General features: G+C 67.2%; 27 protein-coding genes. 11 read left to right on the top strand and 16 right to left on the bottom strand.

The features are described from left to right. On the top strand, positions 1-332 hold a 332-nt coding region (locus tag P3L18_RS04640; protein ID WP_276113420.1), incomplete at its 5' end, for an HNH endonuclease signature motif containing protein. A gap of 112 nt (positions 333-444) precedes the next feature. Here P3L18_RS04640 and P3L18_RS04645 read toward each other — a convergent pair. From P3L18_RS04645 to P3L18_RS04675, 7 genes are all read right to left on the bottom strand, one after another. Further along, positions 445-1914 carry a DHA2 family efflux MFS transporter permease subunit gene (locus P3L18_RS04645; RefSeq protein ID WP_276113421.1) on the bottom strand — a complete coding sequence of 490 codons (1470 nt, stop codon included), beginning with the start codon at positions 1912-1914 and terminating at the stop codon, positions 445-447. Then, positions 1911-2312 (bottom strand): membrane protein, encoded by a 402-nt coding sequence (locus tag P3L18_RS04650; protein ID WP_020173272.1) that lies wholly within the window; start codon positions 2310-2312, stop codon positions 1911-1913. Before P3L18_RS04650 ends, P3L18_RS04645 begins: the two co-directional genes overlap by 4 nt. A 48-nt stretch (positions 2313-2360) precedes the next feature. Continuing rightward, on the bottom strand, positions 2361-2783 hold the full coding sequence (locus P3L18_RS04655) for an organic hydroperoxide resistance protein (protein ID WP_079931119.1): 423 nt from the start codon (positions 2781-2783) through the stop codon (positions 2361-2363). Then, on the bottom strand, positions 2780-3277 hold the full coding sequence (locus P3L18_RS04660; protein WP_014361767.1) for a MarR family transcriptional regulator: 498 nt from the start codon (positions 3275-3277) through the stop codon (positions 2780-2782). The genes P3L18_RS04655 and P3L18_RS04660 overlap by 4 nt, the downstream gene beginning before the upstream one ends. Before the next feature lie 77 nt (positions 3278-3354). After that, positions 3355-3729 carry a DUF427 domain-containing protein gene (locus tag P3L18_RS04665; protein WP_006369949.1) on the bottom strand — a complete coding sequence of 125 codons (375 nt, stop codon included), beginning with the start codon at positions 3727-3729 and terminating at the stop codon, positions 3355-3357. Beyond that, complete coding sequence (locus P3L18_RS04670) at positions 3726-4211, bottom strand: SRPBCC family protein (RefSeq protein WP_006369950.1); 486 nt, start codon at positions 4209-4211, stop codon at positions 3726-3728. Before P3L18_RS04670 ends, P3L18_RS04665 begins: the two co-directional genes overlap by 4 nt. Before the next feature lie 10 nt (positions 4212-4221). Next, positions 4222-5583, bottom strand: a complete 1362-nt coding sequence (locus tag P3L18_RS04675; protein WP_020173268.1) for a glucose-6-phosphate dehydrogenase — start codon at positions 5581-5583, stop codon at positions 4222-4224. A 155-nt stretch (positions 5584-5738) separates the two neighbouring features. Between P3L18_RS04675 and P3L18_RS04680 the strand changes: the two genes are divergently transcribed. After that, entirely contained in the window at positions 5739-6212 is a 474-nt protein-coding gene (locus P3L18_RS04680) for a CinA family protein (RefSeq protein WP_276113422.1), read from the top strand. Between the two features lie 39 nt (positions 6213-6251). Continuing rightward, positions 6252-8021 carry a glycoside hydrolase family 15 protein gene (locus P3L18_RS04685; RefSeq protein ID WP_079931124.1) on the top strand — a complete coding sequence of 590 codons (1770 nt, stop codon included), beginning with the start codon at positions 6252-6254 and terminating at the stop codon, positions 8019-8021. Between the two features lie 31 nt (positions 8022-8052). On the opposite strand, the gene P3L18_RS04690 is transcribed toward P3L18_RS04685, so the two are convergent. Both P3L18_RS04690 and P3L18_RS04695 read right to left on the bottom strand, forming a co-directional pair. Further along, a complete protein-coding gene (locus P3L18_RS04690) occupies positions 8053-8484 on the bottom strand; it encodes a nuclear transport factor 2 family protein (RefSeq protein ID WP_276113423.1) in 432 nt (143 codons plus the stop codon). 22 nt (positions 8485-8506) lie between these two features. Continuing rightward, complete coding sequence (locus P3L18_RS04695; protein WP_276113424.1) at positions 8507-9175, bottom strand: GAF and ANTAR domain-containing protein; 669 nt, start codon at positions 9173-9175, stop codon at positions 8507-8509. A gap of 273 nt (positions 9176-9448) precedes the next feature. Between P3L18_RS04695 and P3L18_RS04700 the strand changes: the two genes are divergently transcribed. The 3 genes from P3L18_RS04700 to P3L18_RS04710 all read left to right on the top strand — a co-directional run bounded on the left by P3L18_RS04700 (position 9449) and on the right by P3L18_RS04710 (position 11895). Beyond that, positions 9449-10138, top strand: a complete 690-nt coding sequence (locus P3L18_RS04700; protein WP_276113426.1) for a PAS and ANTAR domain-containing protein — start codon at positions 9449-9451, stop codon at positions 10136-10138. Next, positions 10135-10590: an SRPBCC family protein gene (locus P3L18_RS04705; RefSeq protein ID WP_276113428.1), complete on the top strand. Its 456-nt coding sequence runs from the start codon at positions 10135-10137 to the stop codon at positions 10588-10590. Before P3L18_RS04700 ends, P3L18_RS04705 begins: the two co-directional genes overlap by 4 nt. A gap of 126 nt (positions 10591-10716) precedes the next feature. Next, positions 10717-11895 carry a zinc-dependent alcohol dehydrogenase gene (locus P3L18_RS04710; RefSeq protein ID WP_276113429.1) on the top strand — a complete coding sequence of 393 codons (1179 nt, stop codon included), beginning with the start codon at positions 10717-10719 and terminating at the stop codon, positions 11893-11895. 19 nt (positions 11896-11914) lie between these two features. Here P3L18_RS04710 and P3L18_RS04715 read toward each other — a convergent pair whose 3' ends face one another. Continuing rightward, positions 11915-12655, bottom strand: coding sequence for a SigB/SigF/SigG family RNA polymerase sigma factor (locus P3L18_RS04715; protein ID WP_346348422.1), 741 nt, complete (start codon positions 12653-12655; stop codon positions 11915-11917). Positions 12656-12968: 313 nt separating this feature from the next. On the opposite strand from P3L18_RS04715, the gene P3L18_RS04720 reads away from it, so the two are divergent. Next, positions 12969-13415, top strand: coding sequence for an STAS domain-containing protein (locus P3L18_RS04720; protein WP_276113431.1), 447 nt, complete (start codon positions 12969-12971; stop codon positions 13413-13415). Here P3L18_RS04720 and P3L18_RS04725 read toward each other — a convergent pair. Both P3L18_RS04725 and P3L18_RS04730 read right to left on the bottom strand, forming a co-directional pair. Beyond that, entirely contained in the window at positions 13387-13830 is a 444-nt protein-coding gene (locus P3L18_RS04725) for an anti-sigma factor (RefSeq protein ID WP_276113433.1), read from the bottom strand. The two genes, P3L18_RS04720 and P3L18_RS04725, sit on opposite strands and share 29 nt — an antisense overlap. A 39-nt stretch (positions 13831-13869) precedes the next feature. Next, a complete protein-coding gene (locus P3L18_RS04730; RefSeq protein WP_276113434.1) occupies positions 13870-14949 on the bottom strand; it encodes a hypothetical protein in 1080 nt (359 codons plus the stop codon). 123 nt (positions 14950-15072) lie between these two features. Between P3L18_RS04730 and P3L18_RS04735 the strand changes: the two genes are divergently transcribed. Further along, the gene (locus tag P3L18_RS04735; protein ID WP_276113436.1) at positions 15073-15381 is read left to right on the top strand and encodes a hypothetical protein; all 309 of its coding nucleotides are present in this window, start codon (positions 15073-15075) and stop codon (positions 15379-15381) included. Positions 15382-15414: 33 nt separating this feature from the next. On the opposite strand, the gene P3L18_RS04740 is transcribed toward P3L18_RS04735, so the two are convergent. From P3L18_RS04740 to P3L18_RS04755, 4 genes are all read right to left on the bottom strand, one after another. Beyond that, on the bottom strand, positions 15415-16080 hold the full coding sequence (locus P3L18_RS04740) for a nitroreductase family protein (RefSeq protein ID WP_020173263.1): 666 nt from the start codon (positions 16078-16080) through the stop codon (positions 15415-15417). A 106-nt stretch (positions 16081-16186) separates the two neighbouring features. Beyond that, entirely contained in the window at positions 16187-17707 is a 1521-nt protein-coding gene (locus P3L18_RS04745) for a catalase (protein WP_006369965.1), read from the bottom strand. Between the two features lie 160 nt (positions 17708-17867). Continuing rightward, positions 17868-18605 (bottom strand): IclR family transcriptional regulator C-terminal domain-containing protein, encoded by a 738-nt coding sequence (locus tag P3L18_RS04750; RefSeq protein WP_079931130.1) that lies wholly within the window; start codon positions 18603-18605, stop codon positions 17868-17870. Between the two features lie 16 nt (positions 18606-18621). Then, positions 18622-20148, bottom strand: a complete 1527-nt coding sequence (locus tag P3L18_RS04755) for an APC family permease (protein ID WP_271354337.1) — start codon at positions 20146-20148, stop codon at positions 18622-18624. A gap of 161 nt (positions 20149-20309) precedes the next feature. Between P3L18_RS04755 and eat the strand changes: the two genes are divergently transcribed. Genes eat through eutC form a run of 3 tightly spaced genes read left to right on the top strand, consistent with a single transcriptional unit; the run spans position 20310 to position 23913 of the window. Further along, positions 20310-21737 carry an ethanolamine permease gene (gene eat / locus P3L18_RS04760; protein ID WP_020173259.1) on the top strand — a complete coding sequence of 476 codons (1428 nt, stop codon included), beginning with the start codon at positions 20310-20312 and terminating at the stop codon, positions 21735-21737. Beyond that, entirely contained in the window at positions 21734-23140 is a 1407-nt protein-coding gene (locus P3L18_RS04765; RefSeq protein WP_276113437.1) for an ethanolamine ammonia-lyase subunit EutB, read from the top strand. The genes eat and P3L18_RS04765 overlap by 4 nt, the downstream gene beginning before the upstream one ends. Next, the gene (gene eutC, locus P3L18_RS04770; protein ID WP_276113438.1) at positions 23137-23913 is read left to right on the top strand and encodes an ethanolamine ammonia-lyase subunit EutC; all 777 of its coding nucleotides are present in this window, start codon (positions 23137-23139) and stop codon (positions 23911-23913) included. The genes P3L18_RS04765 and eutC overlap by 4 nt, the downstream gene beginning before the upstream one ends. Positions 23914-23916: the final 3 nt, after the last annotated feature.

Genomic DNA, 23916 nt, shown 5'->3' on the forward strand with positions numbered 1-23916 from the left:
GACACGGTGGCCACACCGTGCCACCCCCTGGGGCATTGACCTATGCACCCAGCGCCACACTGCGCGCTGAGGTGCTCGCCAACGACGCCTGGTGCCGATACCCCTACTGCGGGATGCCCTCACACCTGTGCGACCTCGACCACTGGCAACCGTTCAACCACACCAACCCCGAGACCGGCGGGTGGACGGTCCTCGGTGATCTGATCCCGCTGTGCCGGGCCGATCACCAACGCAAACACCTCGCCGAATGGGTACCTACGCTCCTTCTGGACCGGCGGGTGGAGTGGCGGAACCGGCGCACCGGGCAGATCATCGTCACCTACCCGCGGTGACGGTCTCTATGTTCGTGGTGTGGAACCAGCTGTGGCTCAACGGGTCTCGAGGCTCGGCGCACGCGCCTCACACCTCGACCATCGGGGGACAGGTTCTCACCCCACACAGTGGTTAGCGGGTTCGGGTCGTGGCGTCCTGGCATGCGGAGTTGACCGCGGGCATGACTTGCGGGCGGAAGCCGGTACCTTTCCGAATGGTCAGCAGCGCGACGAGACCACCTGCGGCGCAACACACTGCGGCGATGATCATGGCGACCTGGAATCCGCTTCCGAGTGGCTGGCCGGGTCCGGCGTCGAGGCCGGCGACTGCGGGTAGGACAGCGACTGCGAGGAGACCGGCGAGGCGGGCGACCGCATTGTTCACACCGGAGGCGGTGCCCGCACGGCTGTCGTCGACAGCGGCCAGTGCGGCGGAGGTCAACGGTGCCACCGTGATTGTCATACCGAGCCCGAACATCACCACCCCGGGCAACACACCCCCCAGATATCCGACTCCGGGTACGGCACGCGCCATCAATCCCAAACCAACTGCGGCCACAAGGGGTCCCACGGTCATCGGAAGGCGAGGCCCGGTGCGCTGCGCGATCTTTCCCGACAGCGGCGACCCGAACAGCATGATCACCGTGCTCGGGAACATCGCAGCACCCGCTTCCAACGCCGAATACCCCATGCTCTGCTGCAACTGCAGGGCAAGCAGGAACAGCGCTCCACCGAGCGCGGCATAAACAAGCAGGGTCGTCAGGTTGGCTCCGGTGAACTGACGTGACCGAAACAGGCTCAGCGGCAACAACGGATCACGCACCCGCAGCTCGACGATCACGAAAACAACCAGCGCCGCGCACCCGACTCCGGCGGCGCCGACCGACAGCGCAGACCAGCCCCGGGCAGGTCCCTCGATGAGCGCGTAGATGACTCCTGCCAGCCCCAGAATCATGGTGCCGGCGCCGAGCACGTCGAGCCGTGCATGCTCGGTCTGATCACGCGACTCCGGAACATGGCGCAGCGCAATCCATATCGCTCCCACCGCCAGTGGGACACTCAGATAGAACACCCCACGCCACGACACCGAATCGACGAGCCACCCGCCGACGAACGGCCCCAGCGCACTGGTGGCCCCGGACATCCCGGCCCACAGGCCGACCGCGGCACCTCGATCGTCGGGCGCGATCTCCGAGTTGATCAGCGCGAGACTACCCGGAACGACGGCGGCCGCTCCGACGCCCTGCACGAGACGGGCGACGACGAGCCACTCGATACTCGGGGCGAGTGCGCAACCCACCGACGCGACCGCGAACACCACGAGCCCGCCGACGAACACCGCCCGCCTGCCATATCGATCACCGGCCACCCCACCCACCAACAGCAACGCACTCAGGGTGAGCATGTACCCGTCCAGAACCCATTGCTGCCCACGCAGATCCGTGTCCAGATCACGCGCGATCGCCGGCAAGGCGACGTTGACGACGGTCCCGTCGAGGAACGCGACGCCGGAACCCAGGACGGCTGCGACGATCAGCCAGCGGCCGCGCGCCGACGCGGCGGCAAGCGTGCCCGACTGATCATCGTGGCCGTCGGAGGTCATCGGCCCTTACGCGCCCCGTAGTCGCCGGCAGCCAGTGCCCACAGCACCAGTACCGGTTGACCGAACAGGCGCCCCAATCGCTTGGCATCCGAATCGAGTCCGAAAGCGTCGATGTGCGCAACATATTGGTGGATATTTCCCGGGAACACCGCGATGAAGAACAGCGCCGTGATGCCGGCAACGATCCGCCGGTACCTCGGCAAGGCGATGAGCGCCGCACCCAGACCGATCTCCACCACCCCGGACGCCAAGACGGTGGCATCCTTGCCGAGGGGTACCCAATCGGGCACCTGAGCCTGGAACTCGTTGCGCTGGAAGGTCATGTGTCCGATGCCGGCAAGCGCGAGAACAGCACCCAACGCGGTTCGGGCCACGGCACGGCCACGGGTCTGGGGCATCGGGGATGGGGCTGGCAGACTACTCGTCGAGATCATCGGTGGCCGTTTTCAGTCGTCGGCCAGTGAGAGCGTGACCTCGACGTTGCCGCGGGTCGCGTTCGAGTACGGGCACATCTGATGGGCCTTCTCGACGAGGTCGCGCGCGGCTGCGGCGTCCACCGCGGGCAGACTGATCTCCAGATCGACGGAAATGCCGAACTTCCCGGCGTCGTCGGAATCCAACGATACCCGCGCGCCCACAGCCGAATCCGTGACGTCGGCCTTCTCCGACCGTGCCACCATCCGCAGTGCACTGTGGAAACACGCCGCGTATCCGATCGCGAACAGTTCCTCGGGATTGGTGCCCTCGCCGCTTCCGCCGAGTTCCTTCGGCGTGGCCAGATCGAGATCGAGGCGGCCATCGGCGCTGCGCCCGTGCCCGTTTCGGCCGTCACCGGTGGCGAGCGCCTCGGCGGTATAGAGATGATTCATGCTGATACTCCCTTGTTGTCGGACTTGTCGAGGTTGTTGAGCCTGTCGAGCTCTCCGATGAGGTTGTGGAGCAACGATCGGAGCGGAACGACGTCGTCGGGAACGAACTCCGGCTCCCCGGGCTGGTCGGCCGCCGCGGTCAGGCCCTCCAGCAGTGCCGCCAGAACGCAATCCGACCGCTCCCCCAACGCCGTGCCGGCCGGCGTCAGTTCGACGATGATCGACCGCTCGTCCTCCGTCGAACGCCTGCGTTCGACGAGACCGGCCCCCTCGAGCCTGCGGACCAATGGCGACACGGTTCCGGAATCGAGGTGCAGACGTTCACAGAGCCGGCCGACCGCCACCGACCGTTCTTCCCACATCACCAGCATCACCAGATACTGCGGATAGGTCAGTCCGAGTTCTTGCAGCCCAGGCCGTTGCGCGGCGATGACCGCACGCGAGGCGGCGTACAGCGCGAAGCACAGTTGGTCGTCGAGACGAGGAGTCGCCATGTGTCTGACCATAACCCTCAACTAGGTGCCACGCAACTAGGTGTTGCACAACCTAGTTGCCAAAACCATTTTCACCCTCACTCGACCTCGACGCGTACCGCATCGGGATAGAAGGCCAGATGATCGGCGATCTCGGCCACCGCCCGATAGGGCTCGGCGTAGAACCATGCCTTATCCGGGACCTCGGTACCGTCGGCCTCGCGCAGACCGTGATAGCCGGCGTCGCCCTTGTACGGGCAGTAGGTGCTGTGCGCACTCGTGGTGAGCACGTCGGCGACGACGTCGTCGCGCGGAATGTACTGCACCGGTGGATAAGTGGCCTCCCGCAGCGTCATCGCGTGCGTGGTGTCGGCGATGAGTTGCTCGCCCAGCCACACCCGTACCCGGCCGGGCGTCGGTTCGACGGTGATCGGATGGGTGGCGTCCGGGGTGAGTCGTGGTCGGTCGCTCATGATGCCTCCTGTTGATGGTCGGTTATCTGTCTGTCTTCGAGAAGCCTTGCCGCAGTGCGCAGATCCGCGCCAAGCGCGGCGGGAGCGAGGACGCGGATGCCGAACAGTCCGGCAACGGCGACCAACGGCACGGTCAGATGGGCACGTGCCCGCACGAGCGTCGAATGTTCGCCCTGCGCCTCGAAGTCGAGACTCAACGCCGCATCGACCGGTCCCCACCGCCCGATCTCGCGCCACCGCTGCGCTCGGCGGCTCTCCACGACCTCCATGGTCGGCCGGACGAAGGGGACGGCGGTGACATCGATCCAACTCGAACCGGCCTCACCCGGTTCCCCCACATCGGCCTCGTCGGCGACCCGGAGCAGGCTGGCCTGCCATTCGGCGCGGCGGCCGGGATCGCTGAGATAGTCGTATGCGACCTCCGAGGCGACACCGAATTGCACTGTCACATCGGCGATCTGCAGACGGGCCGTCGACTTCATCCCGACGCCGTCAGAGTGCGGGCCAGGACTGCGGGCCCGAACTGCCCGCCGGGTAGTCCTCCAGCGGCACCTTGTTCGCCTCCCACGCGTCGATCACGGGTTGCACGATGCGCCAGCATTGTTCGGCCGCATCACCGCGGACCGCGAGGGTGGCGTCACCGTCGAGGATGCCCGAGAGCACCTCGGCGTAGGCCCGGACCGACCCGTGACCGAGGTCGGCGTCGAAGTCGATGGTCTTGACGGCGAACGGGTTGGTGCCGTCGTGGATGTTCAGCTGCACGTTCATCACATCCGGACCGAGCTTGAGCCGCAACACATTCGGTGCCACTTCGGTGCCGAACTGCGCGGGTAGATGACGCACCGGCCGGAACGTCAGCGCGATCTCCTTGACCGGCGGCGCCAGGGCCTTGCCGGAGCGCAGCGTGAACGGCACCCCATCCCAGCGCGCGGTGCGCACGCCGAACGTCGCCTCGGCCAGCGTCTCGGTGTGGCGTGCGGGATCGACGCCCTTCTCATCGACGTAGGACGGCAACTGCTTGCCGTCGACCTCTCCCGCGGTGTAGCGCGCCCGACGGGAATGGGCGACCGCGTCGTCGCCCCAGATCTGCACCGCACGCAGCGCCGCGCCCGTCGCATCTCGCAGGTCGCGTTCGCCGAGCGTCGCCGGCGAATCCATCGCCACCACGGCGAGCAATTGCAACAGGTGGCTCTGCACCATGTCCCGCAATGCGCCGGTGCCCTCGTAGAAATCGGCACGCCCCTCCAGCCCGAGATCCTCGTCATAGCGGATGACGACGGACTCGATGTGGTCGGCCGACCAGACCGGCTCGAACATCCGGTTCGCGAAGCGCACGCTGAGCAGATCGAGCAGCACCGACTGCCCGAGGAAGTGGTCGACGCGAAAGACCTGCTCCTCGGGGACGAGTTGGGTGAGCAATTGGTTCAGCGCGTGCGCACTGGCCTCGTCGGTGCCGAATGGCTTCTCCGGGGCGAGGATCGTTCCGTCCGGAATGTCCACATCCCGCAACGCTTCACACGATTTCTCGGTGACCGCCGGCGGCACCGCGAAGTACAGCACGGGACGTCCCTTGGCCTCGCCGAGGAGCCGCGACAGATCGTCGGAATCGGTCAGATCGCCCTGCCGGTAGACGGTTTCGTCGGCGAGAGCCAGGGCGGTGGGGCCGGCATCGTCGCCGAACGCCTCGCGTACCTCGCCGCGCCAGGTGTCGGCGTCACGCTCCGATCGACCGACCCCGATGAGATGCACCCGGCGATCCGGCTCCCGGTCGAGCAACTGCCCCAGGGCGGGCAACAGCAGCCGCTTGGTCAGATCACCGGTGGCTCCGAAGATGATCAGGGTGGTGTCCGTCATGGCTTCTCCTGGTGATCATGTCCGGTGAACACCGGACCGGTGGACGCAGCAGGCCTCGTCCGAAGCCTACTCACACCCGCGACCGCGCAGGTGTGGATGCGAGCTCGGGCGGGTACCCACCGCGGGAGCAATGCACGTCGAAGGAAAGGAGCTCGATGATGTCGGGCACGGAGCCGATCGATGACCTGTGCGCCACGATCTCCCATCTGGCCGACGGCGATCGGACCCGCACGCTGGCCGTCGCCGAATCGCTGACCGGAGGAAACATCGCCGCGGCGTTGAGTCGGGCGGAGAACTCGGGCGCGTGGTTCGCCGGTGGCATCGTCGTGTACCGCCCCGAGGTCAAACACGGGCTGCTCGAGGTACCGCCCGGGCCGGTCGTCTGCGCGGAGGCGGCGTCGGCGATGGCCACCTCGACGGCGCGTCTGCTCGGCGCCGACGTGGCGGTCGCGGTCACCGGTGAAGGAGGGCCGCAGCCGCAGGAGGACGAGCCGGGAACGGTGTGGTTCGGCGTGTTCAGCGGCGACCACGCCGAGACGCGGCGTCGCCGATTCGAGGGCGAACCCGCCGAGATCGTCGAGGCCACCACCATCGAGGCCCTCCGATTGTTCGTGTCAACCCTGACCTGAGAGGCCCCTGAGCCGGTCGAGTGAGGGCAGAATCGACGGATGACCACCCGCATCGAGGACCTCGGATTCGTCGGCGACTGCCGGACGGGGGCACTGATCTCCCGCACCGGACGCGTGAACTGGCTGTGCGTCCCACGATTCGATTCACCGTCGATCTTCGCGTCGCTGCTCGGCTCCCACGAACACGGAAGCTGGTCGCTGAAGCCCGCAGGCGACGCGACCCCGGTCAGCCGCCACTACGACGGCAACACGCTCATCCTGGTCACCCGGTGGGAAACCGAAACCGGTGTCGCCGAGGTCCACGACTTCATGCCCGTCGACGGCGGGCGCGTCGACCTGGTACGCCGCGTCGTCGGGATCACCGGCACAGTCGAGTTCACGACATCGCTGCGCATGCGCTTCGACTACGCCCGGTCGGTCCCCTGGGTACGTCAGGTCGGCGAGGACGAACACGCCCTCCTGGCGATCGCCGGACCGGATGCCGTGATACTCCGCGGCGTCACCCTGCGCGCCACCGACCACGTCCACCGCGCAGGTTTCTCCGTCGACGCCGGCGAGCACCGCGACCTCGTCCTCACCTGGTATCACTCCTACCGGCCGCAACCCGCACCACTCGACGTCGACACCGCCCTCGAGACGACACGACAGTGGTGGACCGAGTGGGCGAGCCACATCGAACATCAAGGGCCGCACCGCGATCGGGTGGTCCGATCCCTGGTCACCCTGCGCGCACTGTCGAACCTCGACACCGGTGGCATCGTCGCCGCCGCCACCACTTCGCTACCGGAAATGCCTGGCGGGGAACGCAACTGGGACTACCGATATGTGTGGCTACGGGATGCGGCACTGACGCTGGACGTCCTGATCTGCCACGGCTTCCTGCATGTGGCCGATCATTGGCGCACCTGGTTGATGCGTGCGATCGCCGGTGACCCGAAACGGGTACAGATCCTCTACGGCATTGCCGGAGAACGTGATCTGCCCGAACGCGAGTTGCCGCTGCCCGGCTACGAGAACTCGACCCCGGTCCGGGTCGGCAACGCCGCCGTCGACCAGTTCCAGGCCGACACCATCGGCGAGGTGATGGTCGCGCTACACACCGCGCGGACGGCCGGACTCCCCGAGACGGATTTCTCCTGGCCCCTGCAACGGCACCTGCTCAAGCGCGTCGAGGCCTACCTCGACCAGCCCGACCAGGGCATCTGGGAGATGCGTGGCGAACCGAGGTTCTTCACCCATTCACGGGCCCAGGAGTGGGCGGCCTTCGACCGCGGCGTCAAAGCGATCGAGGACTTCGGCCTGACCGGCCCGCTGGACAAGTGGAAGCGGCACCGCGACGATCTGCGAGCCGAGATCGACAGCCGCATGGTCGATCCCGACGGCGGTTACTTCGTGCAATACGCGGGGACCGGCGAGGTCGACGCCGCACTCCTACAACTGCCGCAGATCGGTTTCTGCGCGCCGGACGACCCGCGGATGCTGGCCTGCGTCGAGCGCATCGAACGCGACCTGATGCCCGACGGACTGGTGGCCCGCTATCGCTCCGAATCGGGCGTCGACGGCGTCTCGGGCACCGAACACCCCTTCCTGGCGTGCACGTTCTGGCTCGTCGAACAGTACGCCCGCAGCGGGCGCGTCGAGGACGCCGAGACACTGATGACCCGGGCCTGCGACACCGCCAGCGACCTCGGGTTGTTCTCCGAGGAATACGACCCGGGCGACCGGCGGCAGGTGGGCAACGTCCCTCAGGCCTTGTCGCACCTGGCCTTTGTGCGTGCCGCGGACGCCTTGGCAGGTGCGGTCGACTGAAAGTGCCCACGAAAGCTGCAGCAGACCATGATCATTGCTGCGGCACAGGCGAATTGACGAACCAGAGGATCTCTTCACGCATGCCGCGGCTGCGCCAGCCGTCGGCGGTGCGGACCATCGTGTGGTGGTAATAGCCGCCGCACGTACTCAACTCGTCGAAGCCGGGTATCTGCATCGGGTTGTAGAACTGCGCGGTGACCGTGGCGGTGTCACCGTCGATGGTCGCGTCGATGTTCATCACGTAATGCATGGTCATCGGCAGTGCCGAGAGTCCCGCCTCCAACCACTCCACCACCTCGTCGACGGACCCGACGATCCCGAACGGCGATGAGCGGTAGTCGATCGTCGCGTCGGCGGTGAACAACGAGCGGTATCGCTCCCAGTCGCGGGTGTCCACGGCCCTGGCGTACCCGGTCAACAGGTGCTGTATCTCCAGCGTGTCGGCCACGCGCTTCGCATCCATGGCGTCCGACGCTACCCGGCTCTCACGAACTGCGTTCCCGATCGTCGAACTCCTCGGCCGCGACGATCCGTGCCGCCACCTCCGCGACCGGCGTGTTGGACTCCTGGGAGAGGCGCCGGATGATCTCGAAGGCCCGGACCGCGTCCACGCGGAAGCGCTCCATGATCATGCCCTTCGCCTGCCCGATGAGGTCTCGGCTGGCCAGCGCGCTGCGGAACTGCTCGCCCCGGTGCGCGGTGTTGAGCGCGATCGCCGCATGCGTCGCGAGGGTCTCGGCCAGATCGCGGGCCTCCTCGTCGAAGGCGTGCGGGGTGCCGGAAAACAGATTGAGCGCACCGAGTTCGCGGCCGGACACATACAGCTGGATCGACAGATTGGACCGGATCGGGGTGCGTTCACGCACCGCCCGCATGAGTTCGGGCCACCGCGGCTCGGTCTCCACGTCGTCGATGCCGACGATCCGCTCGTTCCAGATGGCCTCGAAGCACGGGCCGTCGCCATACTCGTGCTGCAGCACGTCGAATTGGCGGGCGATCAGATCGGTCTCGGCCGTCGACTCGAGCGTGGGTGTACCCGCCGCATCACGCACGACCATGGTGAACCCGGCGTGGTCGACGTCGGGCAGGATCTGCACCGCCGATTCGGTGACGTGTCGGATGACGCGGTCCGGCCCGAACTCCGCCTCGGACACCCCGTGGACGGCGCGCGAGTTCGGCGATCTTCGCGTGGATGGATGCGCCGGAGTCGTCGGTGTGCGTCACCCTTCCCTGCGTACTCCCATTCACCCCCGTCCGCAGCCGACCGACGGGACCAAGGTCCCGAATCCGCGGCCGGTATCCGCAAAACGCCTGGACCGCACCACTGCGCGGCGGCAGCGAAGGTGACGCGGGTGGGGCAGGTGAGTAAAGTGATCATGCCCGAGCCCGCTGGCACTTCTACTGGATTCACGTGTGGAGGTTTCTCAGTGCTCGATGACGCCGGACGTGATGCTGCCTTCGACGCCACGGCTCGCGCCCACAACGTCGGGAGTTTCCGCTTCCTCTTCGCCACGCAGCGATGGGAATGGTCCGACGAGGTCGCCGCCCTGCACGGCTATGCTCCCGGCGAGGTCGAGCCGACGACCGAACTGATGGTCGGTCACAAACATCCCGACGATCGCGAGGACTTCGAGCGCCTGGTGGGGCGGATGCTCTCCGAGCACAGCCCGTTCTCCAGCCGGCACCGCATCATCGACACGCGCGGCGTTCTCCATCACGTCGTCGTGATCGGGCATCCGCTCCTCGACGCGTCGGGGGTCGCGATCGGCACCGAGGGCGTCTACCTGGACATGGACGGGTGGGAGACGAACGTCGTCAAGGACCAGATCGACCACCACATCAACCGTTTTCGCGAAAGCCAGGGTGTCATCGAGCAGACGAAGGGCATGATCATGTTCGCCTACCGCGTCAGCGCGGAGCAGGCCTTCGAGGTACTCAAGTGGCGATCGCAGACCACGAACATGAAGATCAGCAGCCTGTGCCGCAGCATCCTCACCGGCAGCCAGGCGATCGAGGTACCCGACGCCGTCCGGCAAAACTTCGACCACCTGCTGCTCACCGCCCACGAGTCGGTCGACCCGGTCGAGTCCGAGGGGGCACAGGTGATCGAGCCATGAAGCCCGTGATCGAGCACAGCACGGCGAGCCCGGACCAGGTGTGGTCGGTCCTGTCCGACGGCTGGCTGTACTCGTCGTGGGTGGTCGGAGCCGCCCGCATCCGACAGGTCGACGCGGGGTGGCCGGCTGCCGGCACCCGTATCCACCACTCGGTTGGCGCGTGGCCCGCGCTGCTCAACGACAAGACCTGGGTTCGTCGCATCGACACCACGAGCCCGGACGCCACCGCGCTCGAGTTGTCCGCGGCCGCATGGCCGTTCGGCAGGGCGCGCGTGGTCGTGACGGTCCGGCCCGACCCCGACGGCACACAGCTGGAGATGGTCGAGCACGCCGAGACCCCGCCCATGTCCTGGTTACCCGACGAGGTGCAGCACCTCGCCATGGCACCGCGGCTGCGCGAGTGCCTCCGCCGGCTGGCGTCGATGGCCGAAGGTGTCGATCGCAAGGCCTGACGCGCACCCGGCCAGGTCAGGTCCGCGTGAATGCTCTCGGGCCGAACATGTTTGACGCACCCCATGTTTGACGCACCGCCGACCTGGGCACGCTGACGGGAGACCATCAGCGACCAGGAGGAACAGATGCGAGCGGTGACATGGCAGGGCAAGCGCACGGTATCGGTGGACGAGGTGCCCGACCCGAAGATCGAAGAACCCTCGGACGCGATCATCAAGGTCACCTCCACCAACATCTGCGGATCCGATCTGCACCTGTACGAGGTCCTCGGCGCCTTCATGACTCCCGGGGACATCCTCGGACACGAGGCGATGGGTGTCGTCGAGGAAGTCGGCGCCGACACCGGCGAACTGCGGATCGGCGACCGTGTGGTGATCCCGTTCCAGATCTCGTGCGGCACCTGCCGCATGTGCGACGACCGGCTCTACACCCAATGTGAGACAACACAAGTCCGCGATCAGGGGATGGGTGCGGCACTGTTCGGCTACTCGAAGCTCTACGGGTCGGTGCCCGGCGGGCAGGCCGAGTACCTCCGTGTGCCGCAAGCACAGTTCACCCACATCAAGGTGCCCGACGACGCACCGGATTCCCGGTACGTCTACCTGTCCGACGTGCTGCCGACCGCCTGGCAGGGCGTGGAGTACGCGGGCATCCCCGACAACGGCACCGTCACGGTGCTCGGCCTCGGACCGATCGGTGACATGGCCGCCCGCATCGCCGCCCATCGGGGTGCGCGGGTGATCGCCGTCGACCGGGTACCCGAACGACTGGCCCGTGCCGAGGCCCGCGGCATCACCACCATCGACCTCGACGCCGTCGACGACGTGGCCGAAGCGGTCCGGGAACGGACCGACGGACGCGGCAGCGACTCGGTGATCGACGCCGTCGGCATGGAAGCCCATGGCTCGCCGGTCAATCAGATGGCCCAGCGTCTGGTCGGTCTGCTACCCGACGCGGTGGCCGAGCCACTCATGCAGCACGCCGGTGTGGACCGGATGGCCGCCTTCTACACCGCGATCGACGCCGTCCGCCGCGGTGGCACCATCTCGTTGAGCGGGGTGTATGGGGGCACGGCCGACCCGATCCCGATGCTCACGTTGTTCGACAAGCAGATTCAGCTCCGGATGGGTCAGGCGAATGTGAAACGCTGGGTTCCCGACATCTTGCCTCTCCTCGGCGACGATGACCCGCTGGGAGTGGATTCCTTTGCCACTCATGAACTCTCGCTCGACGAGGCGCCGCACGCCTACGACATCTTCCAGAACAAGCAGGACGGCGCGGTCAAGATCACCCTCAAGCCCTGACGGCACGCGACAATCGCGGTCACCCGGCGGAAGGAGCGTCCTCGGGATCGGTCAGCTCCTCCCGCAGGGCCCGCAGGGTCCGGGAGAGCAGCCGCGACACGTGCATCTGCGAGATGCCGACCTCCGCGGCGATCTCGCTCTGCGACATCCCACGAAAGAAGCGCAGCGACAGGATGTTTCGTTCACGCTCGGGGAGTCGGGCCATCGCCGGGGCCAGCGTGACGTAATCCTCCACCGCAGCGAGGTGTTCGTCGTCGCCGCCGAGCGTGTCGCCGATCGACTGCCGCTGCTCGTCGGCCTCGGCATCGATGGAGATGGAGTTGTAGGCCGACCGGGCCATCAGACCGTCGATGACCTCGTCGACGGAGAGGTCGAGGAATTCGGCGAGTTCGCTGGGTCGCGGCGAACGCCCGAGGCGTTGCACCAGTTCGTCGGCGGCCCGGCCGATCCGCAGTGAGATCTCCTTGCTGCGACGCGGCACGCGCATACTCCACGTGCCGTCACGGAAATGACGCCGGACCTCACCCATCACGGTCGGCACGGCGAACGAGAGGAAATTCGCGCCGCGCTCGACATCGAAGCGATCCACCGCGTTCACCAACCCGATCCGGGCGACCTGGACGAGATCGTCGAAGGCCTCCCCACGGTCGGCGAAACGGCGGGCCACATGCTCGGCCAGCGGCAGGCAGCGCTCGATCACCCGATCCCGCAGAACCGAACGATGGTCGGCGTCGGATTCGGCCCGCATCTCCGCCAGCATCGGGATGACGTCGGCGTACTCGTCATCACGGCGATCCTGTCCTTGCGTAGACGGCGACAAACAAATCCTCCATGGCCCGAGGTGGCGTTCTCGGACGATTGACCGGCAGATATGGCTCTCTTGTCACCGTACCCAGTTGCGCCGGACCCGAAACTCCCCTTGAAGACCTACCCGCCGGTCCGTACGGTTGGACACAGCGGTTCAGTCAAGCAGCTGCGAGCGGCGCGGACTGGACCATCTCCGTCTCGTCGCATCCTTTCACCGACTCCGATCTTTCACTGACTCCGATGTCACCTATGCGACGGAGGCCGCCATGAAACAGCTCGACACCAACATGACTTTCCATCCGGCGAACGACCCGGATGATTCAGCAGCGACGTACTCGGCGCCGCATCGTGATCGCGCGTCCACACCGATGGCCGTCGGACGGTCGTTCTGCGTGCAGCAACTCTCCGGCGCCATCGACATGCAGACCACCGCCGATTTCGCGGTGGCCCTCGACAGGGTGCTGGCCAAGCAGCCCGAGGGTGTGGTCCTCGACCTCACCGATGTCCGATTCCTCAGCGCATCCGGACTCGGGGTTCTGGTCGGTTTCCATGACGAAGCCGCTCAACAGGGCATTCCCGTCGCCGTGGTCGGCGGTACCCCGATCGCAGGGCCGATCCGCGCATGCGCCGGAGAGGCGGGTATCGACGTCTACGACTCCGTCGAGACCGCCGGGTGGGCGGTCATCACCGCTGCCGCGTCTTGCCGATCGTGACGGTGAGATCCCGGTGATCGGGACGATCGACGCATTCGATGGTGTGCGCGTCGGTGAGCGTGGTCACCACCCGCCACCCGAAACCTGTTGTGTCGATCTCGAATCCGGGGATCACCGGGCCTGCGGCGCGGGCCACCGCACCGGTCGGGCCGACGGTCAGCGACAGGTGCACCCGCGCACCGGCAACGGCTGCGGAGATGAGCTGGGAGCAGATCTCGTCGATCGCGATCTTGACGTCGGTGACCTCGTCGACGGTCCAGTCGGCGAGGTACAGGGTGCGCTCGACGACCGACCGGATGATCGAGAGCCGGTCGGACTCCGCGCCTACGGCGAGCTCCACCGGTTCTCCGGAGGCGTCCAACAGGTCGACGATCACCGTCTGCCCGCCGCCACCACTCACGCCGCTGTCTGTCACTGATCCTCTCCTCACGATGGTTGGCTTCTGACTTGGTTCTTACCCATCCCTTCGCCGGGCAAAACCCCCGTTGTGCCGGCGGTCGTCTTCGGCCTGCCGGCGGGTGCGCTCCCGGTAGCCGTAGGTGGCGCGCAGGACGTCATCGTAGCTGTCGGCGCTCGACCCGATGGCGCCTGCGAACATTCCCAACGACGTCGCCAGCCACGCCAGGCTCAGGTAGTTCCACACGTCGACCGGCGCCCCCAGCGTCTGCGTCATGAACCCGGAGTCGATGACGATGACCGCGGCGAGCAGGGTCGCGGTGAACAATCCGAGATAGAGCACCGCCGCACTGAAGGCGACGGTGACCACGGTGGCGATGTTGTAGAGCCGCGCACGCCGCGCCGTCGTGCGGCGCGGGGTGTCCCACAGCCGATTGTTGACCACCAGCCAGACGGTCGCGAGAACCAGCGACATCAGCGAGATGCCCAGCAGCCGCCACACGCTCAGCGCATCGGCCATCGACCAGATCGAGGTGAAGAACACCCCGAACGAGGCCGCGGCGGCCGCGGCCGCGGTCATGCCGGTGAGCGTGGGGATCAGCCGCCACGGCCGGTTGCCCCGAACCATGCCCAGTGTCAACCGCATTCGGCCGATTCGCCCGCCGTCGAGCAGTCGGTCGGTGCCTGCTGTCGGGTCGGTCGACCAGCCGCGCCCGCCCGGCTGGGGCTCTCGCCGACCACCGAGTCGGCCGGCGGCGAGGCCGATCGCGTCGATCAGTCGCCTCCGCGGGAACGGGCCGAAGGCCGGCGCGGAGATCACCGCCGACTCGCGCGCGGCGTCGACCTCGATCGACACCACATCGGGTGTGCGGGTACGACTCTCGGCGAATCTCGGTATCTCGGTGAGGAACACCACCGCTTCGGGGCCGAGTGTCTCGCCCGAGCGCACGGCCTCCAGGTTGGATTTGGGTTCCAGCTCCAGCGACGATTCGTCGGCCACCGTCAGCCCCGCGTACTCGAATGCGTTGGGCTCCAGAACGTCGCGGATCTCGTCCTCGGACTTCTCCACGATGGTGGCGGGCAAGCCGGGTTCGGCGATGATGCGTAAACCGGGTGCTTCGTCTGCTGCTCGTGTCATATGGTCCGGGGTACCCATCGCGAACGCGGGTCAATCGCGGCGTTCTACGGGTTTGACCTCGGCGTCCCCGGGTATCCCCGGACAGCGGGAAGTCTTCCCCACCATTCAGACGAGGAGACGGCGATGGCCATCTGCGACATGTGCGGCAACGAGTATCCGCGGGCGATGACGATCACGATCGGGACGGATCCGCACTCCGGCGGGGTCTTCGACAGCTTCGAATGTGCAATCGCCGCTCTCGCACCGCACTGCGGACACTGCCGGTGCCGCATCCTCGGGCACGGACTCGAGAGCGGCAACGACATCTTCTGCTGCGCGCACTGTGCACGCGAGGCCGGCCATCGTGGCCTGGTCGACCACATCGGGACGGCCGACGGCGGGTCCGGGCGCTGGCGGGTGTTCGACGACCGTCATGCCGAATCTGTCGACTGACGGAATCGGGGAACTGACGTTGGAGCGCCCGCGCTATCGCGTGAATGGGTTGCCGTCGAAGCGTTCTCGCGTCACGAAGTCCTCGACGGGTTCCCGCCGTAGCCGGGTGAGTTGTTTGACCGGCTTGCCCAGCGGCAGCACCGCCGCCACCGCGTGGGTGTCGGGGATCGCCAGGAGTTCGCGGACGCCGGGTTCCTCGGTGACGGCCATCGTGGTGATCGTGCCGCCGAATCCGCGAGAACGTGCGGTGGTGAGGATGTTCCACACCAGCGGATAGATCGAGCCACCCGGGACCACGCCGATGCGGTCGAGGTCCTTGTCCATCGACGCCACGACCTCCAGGTTCACCGTCACCACCAGCAGCACCGGCGCAGCGGCGAGCGGGGCGACGAACTCGTCGACGCCTTCGGTGGCGGCGAGGTCGGCGTCGGTGACCGCGCTGGGATGCACGACGTTCCACGGCATTTCACCCGCGGCACGCTGGGCCAGGTAGCGGCGGGCACCGGTCTTGCTCACTTCGGCGATCGCCTGCTTGGTGTCCGGGTCGCGCACCACGATCACATGTGCGCCCTGGCGGTTACCGCCACTGGGCGCGAAGCGCGCGGTGTCGAGGATCTCCCACAGCACCTCGTCGGTCACCGGATCGTCGGTGAACTCGCGTGCGGCGAAAGTCGTGCGGATGACGTCGTCGAATTCCATGTCTCGATCCTCCCACCACGAATACGGCTTCCACGCGAGCGGGCTCCGGACCCGGAAAATCGGGGGTCGGAGCCCGCTCACGTGGTATCTGTATTCGGCAGCCGAGCTAGACCTTCTGCTGCATCGACGAGCGCGCCGGATTGCCCTGCTCGGCCTTCTTCGGGTCGGGCTCGTCGGCCTTCTCGGTGACACCCTTCTTGATCTTGGCGCCCAGATCGGTGTCGACCCGGCTCCAATACTCGAAGGCCCGGGCCAGCACGGGCTCGCTGACACCGTTGAGCAGGTGACCGACGATGTTGTCCACCAAGCGATCCCGGGCGGCGTCGTCGAGGACCTCGCGCACCATCGTGCCCGCCTGACCCCAGTCGTCGTCCTCGGGATGATCGACGTAGGCGCTGCGGATGATGTCGCCGTCGGCGGCCCACTGCGGCTCGGCTTGCCCGGCGAACGTCGCTGCCGGACCGCCCTTGGAGTTCGGCGCATACACCGGGTCGGTCACCGGATTGATCCGCATCGCACCGTCTTTGGAGTAGGTGTGTACCTCGTTGCGCGGGGCGTTGACCGGGATCTGCTTGTAGTTGGCGCCCAGACGGTGCCGGTGCGCGTCGGCGTAGGAGAACACCCGGCCCAGCAGCATCCGGTCGGGACTGAACCCGATGCCCGGCACCACGTTGTTCGGCTCGAAGGCGACCTGCTCGATCTGTGCGTGATTGTCGGTGGGGTTGGTGTGCAACGTCATCCGGCCCACCTCCTGCAACGGATAGTCGCCGTGCGGCCACACCTTGGTCAGGTCGAACGGATTGAACCGGTACGAGACGGCGTCGTCGTAAGGCATGATCTGCACCTTGAGCGTCCAGCTCGGATGGTCGCCGCCGGCGATGGACTCGAACAGATCCCGGGTATGGAAATCGGTGTCCGCCGCAGCCATCTGATCGCCCTCGTGCTGGGTGAAGAACTCGATGCCCTGATCACTGATGAAGTGGTACTTGACCCAGGACTTCACACCCTGCGCATTGACCCACAGGTAGGTGTGCGAGCTGTAGCCGTTCATGTGCCGCCACGTCTTCGGGATGCCCCGGTCACCCATCAGCCAGGTGACCTGGTGGGCCGACTCCGGCGAGAGGGTCCAGAAGTCCCACTGCATGTCGTGGTCCCGAAGGTTGTTGTCGGCGCGACGTTTCTGCGACCGGATGAAGTGCTGGAACTTCATCGGATCCTTGACGAAGAAGACCGGCGTGTTGTTGCCGACCATGTCGTAGATGCCCTCGTCGGTATAGAACTTGAGCGCGAAACCCCTTGGGTCACGCCAGGTGTCGGGGCTGCCACGCTCTCCCGCCACGGTGGAGAACCGGGCCACCATCTCGGTTTTCACCCCTGGCTGGAACAACCCGGCGCACGTGTACGCCGAGACGTCCTCGGTGGTCTCGAAGGTGCCGAAGGCACCGCTGCCCTTGGCGTGTGGCTGTCGCTCCGGGATGCGTTCCCGGTTGAACTGGGCCATCTGCTCGATCAGATAGTGATCGTGCAACACGATCGGCCCGCCGGCGCCGACGGTCAGCGAATGTTCGTCGCTGCCCGCCGGGGCCCCGGAATCGCGGGTGGTGTAGAAATCGTTGTTCTCGGACATATCGCCTCCAACGGCCTTGAGCCGGATTGATTGTGTCCATCGCCGACGCCGGGCTGTGGCGCCGGCTCGCATCGCAAAGGCGAGCGCGAGGGTGCCAGGCTTCTCGAGCACCACTGCTTCGAGGGTAGCCGCTCGCCGGGCGCCGATGTCCAGGTCGGTGTCAGAACAGCAGCGGACCGAGCGCCGAGGAGAGCCCCTTCGCCGCGTCGACCAGCGAACGGATCGCGTCGAGCCGGGTGGAGACGCCGCCGATCATCACCGCGCCGCGGACGTCGCCGTCGGCGTCGAGGATCGGCACGGCGACGTGGGCGTGGTCGCAGACGAGCTCACCGTCGTCGATCGCGACATCGGTCCGGCGGATCTGTGCGATCTCATCGCCGAGGCGGGTGAGGTCGATGATCGTTGCCGGGGTGATCGGTGCCGGTGAGGCGCCGACCACCTCCCGCCACTGCGACAGCGACGCGAGCAGGATCTTGCCCGGCGCCGACGCGTGCGGATAGCGCATGAGTTCGCCGATACCGGTCAGCGGGTGGTCGGGGTCTGGGTCGAGGATTCGCAGCGTGGTGGGCCGGAAGTAGACCAGATGCACCGCGAAACGCACCGATGACCGGAACTCGTCGATCAGCTCCCGCGCCCGCGCGGGCACCGGTGGTGGCAGCACCCCCGACAGCATCGTCGAGAGCCGGGCACCCAGCGCGAAGCCGCGCAGGTCGGCGGTCCGTACCAGGTACTCGTCGGCGACCAGTCCGTTGAGCAGCCGGTAGGTGCTGGCCTGCGGGAAGCCCAGATGACGGGCGATCTCGCTGCCGGTGGTGCCCAGCCCCAGATCGGCGACCGCCTCGATGATCTGCAGCGCCCGAGCCACCGAATCAGCACGGTCGGGTCGTCCTATCGCCACGGGTGCACCTGCCGCGTCATCGCAGGGTCACCGTGAGGATGTCGTCGCGGCTCGTGGCGTCGAAGACACCGACGCGGCCGAATCGGGTTGGCGCGCATCGTGCGACCACCGCCACCGCGACAACGACAACGATCATCGAGATCACATAGATCGCGCACAGCACCCGCCCGCTGCCGACGTCGGTGGTGAAGCCGGTGACGAGGAGCACCACGAGGATCGTCGCCGTCACCGCACCCAGCACGGTGATCGCGCGGCTCGCCTCGCCGATCCGACGCAACATCGCCGGCGCCGCCAGGCACGCGGTGAGGTAACTGCCCATGTAGCCCAGCGCGCTCAGCGTCAAGAAGTCGCGGATGCCGGTCTGCGGGTTGCCGCCGCACCACAGGAAGATCAGCGGCCCGGCGACGACGGCGCCCATCGCGCACACCGTCGCGAACGCCGGGGTGTGGAACCGCCGGTGCGCCCGGCCGAAACCGGCGGGCACGACCTGCTCGCGGCCAAGCGTGAACAGCACCCGGACCAGTGCATTCACCGAGGCCAGCGCGCAGGCGAAGAAGGAGGTCGCGATGCCGAGGTCGAGGATCACCGACGCGACGCGGGTGCCTTCGGACAGGAACAGGGCGGCCAGTGGGGTGGGACTCTCCCGGATGCGCTCGGGGGCGCCGGCCATCGCCACCGACTGCGAGGTGACCGCGAGCAGATAGATCACCGCAGCGGCCGGCGGCGTCCACATCAGGGTGCGGGGAACGCTGCGGAAGGGCCGTCGGGCCTCGGCGGAGAGGGTGGTCGCGGATTCGAATCCGACGAATGCGCTGACCGCGACGACGATGTTGAGACCCATCGAGCCGGGGTCGATGTGCGAGGTGAAGGCCGCCGAATATCCGGCACCGCGGTGAGTGATCCCCAACCACAGCATCAGACCGACCATGATGACGACGGCGACGATCTCGATGCCGAGGATTGCCGTTGCCGAGACCTTGACCCCGCGCACCATCAATACCGTCATCACCGCCGCCGACGCGACGACGATGACACACATCGCGATCACCGACGGCGCGGCGGCCACGCCGAGGCTGACCGCGATATGGCTCAGATACAGCCCGACGGCGAGCAATCCGGCCATGCTCACCGAGCCGTAGCCGAGGATCGCCGACCACGCCGTCGGTAGCGCCACACGAGGTCCGAACCCTTGGGCCACATAGGAATACAGCCCGCCGACCACCGCCAGTCGCTGGGCCATCGGCCGGATGCACGCAGCGACGAGCATGATGACGACGGCGGCCGCGGCGAAGGCGAGCACGCCACCGGAACCACTGATCGCCGCGATCACGAACAGGGGCGTCACCGCCGACGTGCCGGCCGGGGCGATGGCCGCGACCGATTGCGCGAAGACGGGTATGAAGGGGAGTTGACGACGCGTGAGCCCCCGGACGGGCGACTCGTCGGCGACGAGTGGCGATCCGGTGGCGCGACGGCGAGAGATCGACGAGGACATGGCGCCCTCCACGGTGACCGAGAGCGCGTTTCCGCGCGTCGTTTTCATGTTTCATCCGTGTTAACCAGCGTGAGAATGTCGGCGTCTGTGATTCTCGACATGCCTTACATGGGCGCCATTGTGACGTGACACACACCTCGTAGCGTCGATTCTCGTTCCCTTCCCGGCGAGACCGACGCCGATCTTGCCGCCCACCGAAAGAGGCGCCCATGAGCACCACCGAACACGGTCGCGTCGCCGACGCCACCGCTGCCACCACCGACTACCTGGACAAACGCCGACTCGCGACGGGCACCGCCGGGTGGGTGCTGCTCGCCGGGCTCGGCGTCAGCTACGTCATCAGCGGTGACTACTCCGGCTGGAACTTCGGCCTGGCCCAGGGCGGTTTCGGAGGTCTCGCGATCGCCGCGGTCATCATCGCCGCGATGTATCTGGCGATGGTGCTGGGCATGGCCGAAATGAGTTCGGCACTGCCCGCGGCCGGCGGCGGATACACCTTCGCCCGCCGTGCGCTCGGGCCGTGGGGCGGGATGGCCACCGGCACCGCTGTGCTCATCGAGTACGCGATCGCCCCGGCGGCCATCGCGACCTTCATCGGGTCCTACGTCGAATCGCTGCATCTCTTCGGCATCACCGACGGATGGTGGGTGTACCTCGCCGCGTACGCACTGTTCATCGGCATCCACCTCGCCGGCGTCGGCGAAGCACTCAAGGTGATGTTCGTGATCACCGCGATCGCATTGCTCGGGCTACTGATCTTCGCGATCGCGGCGCTCGGCGACTTCTCGTGGGCCAACCTGACCAACATCGCGCCCACCGACGCCGCAGGTGCGAGTTCGTTCCTCCCACACGGATATCTGGGCATCTGGTCGGCGATCCCGTTCGCGATCTGGTTCTTCCTCGCGGTCGAGGGTGTCCCGCTGGCCGCCGAGGAAGCCAAGGACCCGGCCCGCAACGTGCCGCGCGGCATCATCGCGGCGATGTGCGCGCTGATGTTCACCTGCGCGCTGGTCTTGTTCCTGGTGTCGGGAGCCGGTGGCGCCGAGGCCATGCAGGATTCGGGTAACCCGCTGGTCGAGGCGCTGGGCAGCGGCGCGGCGCACACCGTCGTCAACTACATCGGCCTCGCCGGCCTGATCGCGAGCTTCTTCTCCATCATCTACGCCTACTCCCGGCAGCTGTTCGCGCTGTCGCGCGCCGGCTATCTGCCGAAGTCGTTGTCGGTCACCAACTCTCGCAAGGCGCCGACGCTGGCGTTGATCGTGCCCGGCGTCATCGGATTCGGCCTGTCACTGACCGGTGAGGGCGCGATGCTGCTGAACATGGCGGTCTTCGGGGCCGCGCTGAGCTACGTGCTGATGATGATCAGTCACATCGTGCTACGTGTGCGCGAACCGCAGCTGCCACGCCCCTACCGCACGCCGGGCGGCATCGTCACCACCTCGTTCGCCCTCGTCGTCGCCGTCCTCGCGGTCATCGCGACCTTCCTCGTCGACATCACCGCCGCCACCGGCTGTCTGATCGTGTTCGCGGTGATCATGGGCTATTTTGGCTTCTACAGCCGCAAGCGGCTCGTCTTCGCCACCGCCGACGAAGAGTTCCAGGCCATCGCCGACGCCGAAGAAGGACTCTCGTGACCTACCGTCAGACATTGCGCGGACAGACCTACACCTTCGCCGACCTCGTCGAGGTGCTGGCCAAGGCCACGCCTGCACGCTCGGGCGACGAGCTGGCCGGGTGCGCCGCGGAGTCCGACGCCGAGCGGGCCGCCGCCGCCTGGGTGCTCGCCGACCTCCCGCTGACGGTGTTCCTCGAACAGATGGTGGTGCCGTATGAGTCCGACGAGGTCACCCGGCTGATCATCGACACCCACGACCGCGAGGCCTTCGCGCCGGCGTCACACCTGACCGTCGGCGGCCTGCGCGACTGGTTGCTCGAGCAGGTCGGTGATCCGGAAGGACCACGCCGGCTGCGTGCCGTCTCGCCCGGGCTGACCCCGGAAATGGTTGCGGCGGTGAGCAAGCTGATGCGCAACCAGGATCTGATCGCCGTCGCCCGTCGCGTCGAGGTGATCTCGGCGTTCCGCACGACCATCGGATTGCCGGGCCGCCTGGCGACGCGGCTACAGCCCAACCATCCGACCGACGATCCGCGCGGCATCGCCGCCGGACTGCTCGACGGATTGCTGCTCGGTTGCGGTGACGCGGTGGTCGGGATCAACCCGGCGACCGACTCACCGCACGCCACCGCCACCCTGCTGAGGTTGCTCGACGAGATCCGCACCCGCTTCGACATCCCGATGCAGTCGTGTGTGCTCTCGCATGTCACGACCACCATCGGGCTCATCGAGGAGGGCGCACCGGTCGACCTGGTCTTCCAGTCCATCGCCGGAACCGAGGGCGCCAACCGCGGATTCGGCGTCGACCTCGCCGTGCTGCGCGAAGCCAACGAGGCCGGACGATCGCTGGGGCGCGGCACCGTCGGCGACAACGTGATGTACCTGGAAACCGGTCAGGGATCGGCACTTTCGGCGGGTGCGCACCTGGGCACCGGGGGCCGCCCGGTCGATCAGCAGACCCTGGAGACCCGCTCGTATGCGGTGGCCCGGGCGTTGGACCCGCTCCTGGTCAACACCGTCGTCGGATTCATCGGGCCGGAATACCTGTTCGACGGCAAACAGATCATCCGCGCGGGCCTCGAGGATCACTTCTGCGGCAAGCTCCTCGGCCTGCCGATGGGTGTGGACGTCTGCTACACCAACCATGCCGAGGCCGATCAGAACGACATGGACACGCTGCTGAGCCTGCTCGGCCTGGCGGGCTGCCCGTTTGTCATCACCGTGCCCGGCGCCGACGACATCATGCTGGGCTATCAGAGTCTGTCCTTTCACGACGTGCTCTACCTGCGCGAGGTCATGGGACTGCGCGCCGCACCGGAATTCGAGGCGTGGATGCAAACCATCGGTATGGCCGACGACGGCGGACGGGTCACCCCCCTCGATCCGCACACCTCACCGCTGCGCGGATTGGCCGCCTCATGAGCACCGGGAACTCCCCCGCCCACGACCCATGGGATCTGATGCGGCGCACCACGCAGGCGCGAATCGGTTTGCGGCGCAGTGGATACACCCTCTCGACGCACGACGTCCTGACCTTCCAAGCCGATCACGCCGCCGCCCGCGATGCCGTCCACACCCCGATGGACATCGACACCGTCGGCAAGGGCTTGCGGGAGTTGGGTTTCGGCGAGCCGATCGCGGTGACCAGCCGGGCTTCCTCCCGCGCCGAATACCTGCGGCGGCCCGACCTCGGCCGGATGCCCGCGGATCTGTCGTCGATCGAGTCGTCGGGGGCCGACATCGGCATCGTCATCGCCGACGGACTGTCGGCGACCGCCGTCGACACCCACGCCGTCGCCCTCGTCGACGCCCTGACGTCGGTTCTGACACCGCAATTCGCCGTCGCGCCACCGGTTCTCGCCTCACAGGCCCGGGTGGCCCTCGGCGACCACATCGGTGAGGCACTCGGTGTGGAGATGCTGATCGTCATCATCGGCGAACGGCCGGGCCTGTCGGTGGCCGACAGTCTCGGTATCTACCTCACCTATGCGCCCGAGCCGGGTCGGCGTGACTCCGAACGCAATTGCATCTCCAACATCCACCCGCCCGACGGTCTCGGGTACGCCGACGCCGCCCGGATCGTCGCGGCGCTGGTCGCCGGCGCCCGGCAACTCGGCGCGTCGGGTGTCGCCCTGAAGGACACCTCCGCGGGTGAGGCCGCGGTGGCTGCGGCGGAGCAGTCGGGGCTCACCTGAGGC

The sequence above is a fragment of the Gordonia sp. N1V genome, from assembly GCF_029269935.1.
Taxonomy (GTDB): Bacteria; Actinomycetota; Actinomycetes; order Mycobacteriales; family Mycobacteriaceae; genus Gordonia; species Gordonia polyisoprenivorans.

Excerpts from the sequence above, each read along its gene's own strand:
- P3L18_RS04645 (WP_276113421.1), bottom strand. The coding sequence starts at position 1,914 with ATGACCTCCGACGGCCACGATGATCAGTCGGGCACGCTTGCCGCCGCG.
- P3L18_RS04650 (WP_020173272.1), bottom strand. The coding sequence starts at position 2,312 with ATGCCCCAGACCCGTGGCCGTGCCGTGGCCCGAACCGCGTTGGGTGCT.
- P3L18_RS04655 (WP_079931119.1), bottom strand. The coding sequence starts at position 2,783 with ATGAATCATCTCTATACCGCCGAGGCGCTCGCCACCGGTGACGGCCGA.
- P3L18_RS04660 (WP_014361767.1), bottom strand. The coding sequence starts at position 3,277 with ATGGCGACTCCTCGTCTCGACGACCAACTGTGCTTCGCGCTGTACGCC.
- P3L18_RS04665 (WP_006369949.1), bottom strand. The coding sequence starts at position 3,729 with ATGAGCGACCGACCACGACTCACCCCGGACGCCACCCATCCGATCACC.
- P3L18_RS04670 (WP_006369950.1), bottom strand. The coding sequence starts at position 4,211 with ATGAAGTCGACGGCCCGTCTGCAGATCGCCGATGTGACAGTGCAATTC.
- P3L18_RS04675 (WP_020173268.1), bottom strand. The coding sequence starts at position 5,583 with ATGACGGACACCACCCTGATCATCTTCGGAGCCACCGGTGATCTGACC.
- P3L18_RS04680 (WP_276113422.1), top strand. The coding sequence starts at position 5,739 with ATGATGTCGGGCACGGAGCCGATCGATGACCTGTGCGCCACGATCTCC.
- P3L18_RS04685 (WP_079931124.1), top strand. The coding sequence starts at position 6,252 with ATGACCACCCGCATCGAGGACCTCGGATTCGTCGGCGACTGCCGGACG.
- P3L18_RS04690 (WP_276113423.1), bottom strand. The coding sequence starts at position 8,484 with ATGGATGCGAAGCGCGTGGCCGACACGCTGGAGATACAGCACCTGTTG.
- P3L18_RS04705 (WP_276113428.1), top strand. The coding sequence starts at position 10,135 with ATGAAGCCCGTGATCGAGCACAGCACGGCGAGCCCGGACCAGGTGTGG.
- P3L18_RS04710 (WP_276113429.1), top strand. The coding sequence starts at position 10,717 with ATGCGAGCGGTGACATGGCAGGGCAAGCGCACGGTATCGGTGGACGAG.
- P3L18_RS04715 (WP_346348422.1), bottom strand. The coding sequence starts at position 12,655 with ATGCTGGCGGAGATGCGGGCCGAATCCGACGCCGACCATCGTTCGGTT.
- P3L18_RS04720 (WP_276113431.1), top strand. The coding sequence starts at position 12,969 with ATGAAACAGCTCGACACCAACATGACTTTCCATCCGGCGAACGACCCG.
- P3L18_RS04730 (WP_276113434.1), bottom strand. The coding sequence starts at position 14,949 with ATGACACGAGCAGCAGACGAAGCACCCGGTTTACGCATCATCGCCGAA.
- P3L18_RS04735 (WP_276113436.1), top strand. The coding sequence starts at position 15,073 with ATGGCCATCTGCGACATGTGCGGCAACGAGTATCCGCGGGCGATGACG.
- P3L18_RS04740 (WP_020173263.1), bottom strand. The coding sequence starts at position 16,080 with ATGGAATTCGACGACGTCATCCGCACGACTTTCGCCGCACGCGAGTTC.
- P3L18_RS04745 (WP_006369965.1), bottom strand. The coding sequence starts at position 17,707 with ATGTCCGAGAACAACGATTTCTACACCACCCGCGATTCCGGGGCCCCG.
- P3L18_RS04755 (WP_271354337.1), bottom strand. The coding sequence starts at position 20,148 with ATGAAAACGACGCGCGGAAACGCGCTCTCGGTCACCGTGGAGGGCGCC.
- eat (WP_020173259.1), top strand. The coding sequence starts at position 20,310 with ATGAGCACCACCGAACACGGTCGCGTCGCCGACGCCACCGCTGCCACC.
- eutC (WP_276113438.1), top strand. The coding sequence starts at position 23,137 with ATGAGCACCGGGAACTCCCCCGCCCACGACCCATGGGATCTGATGCGG.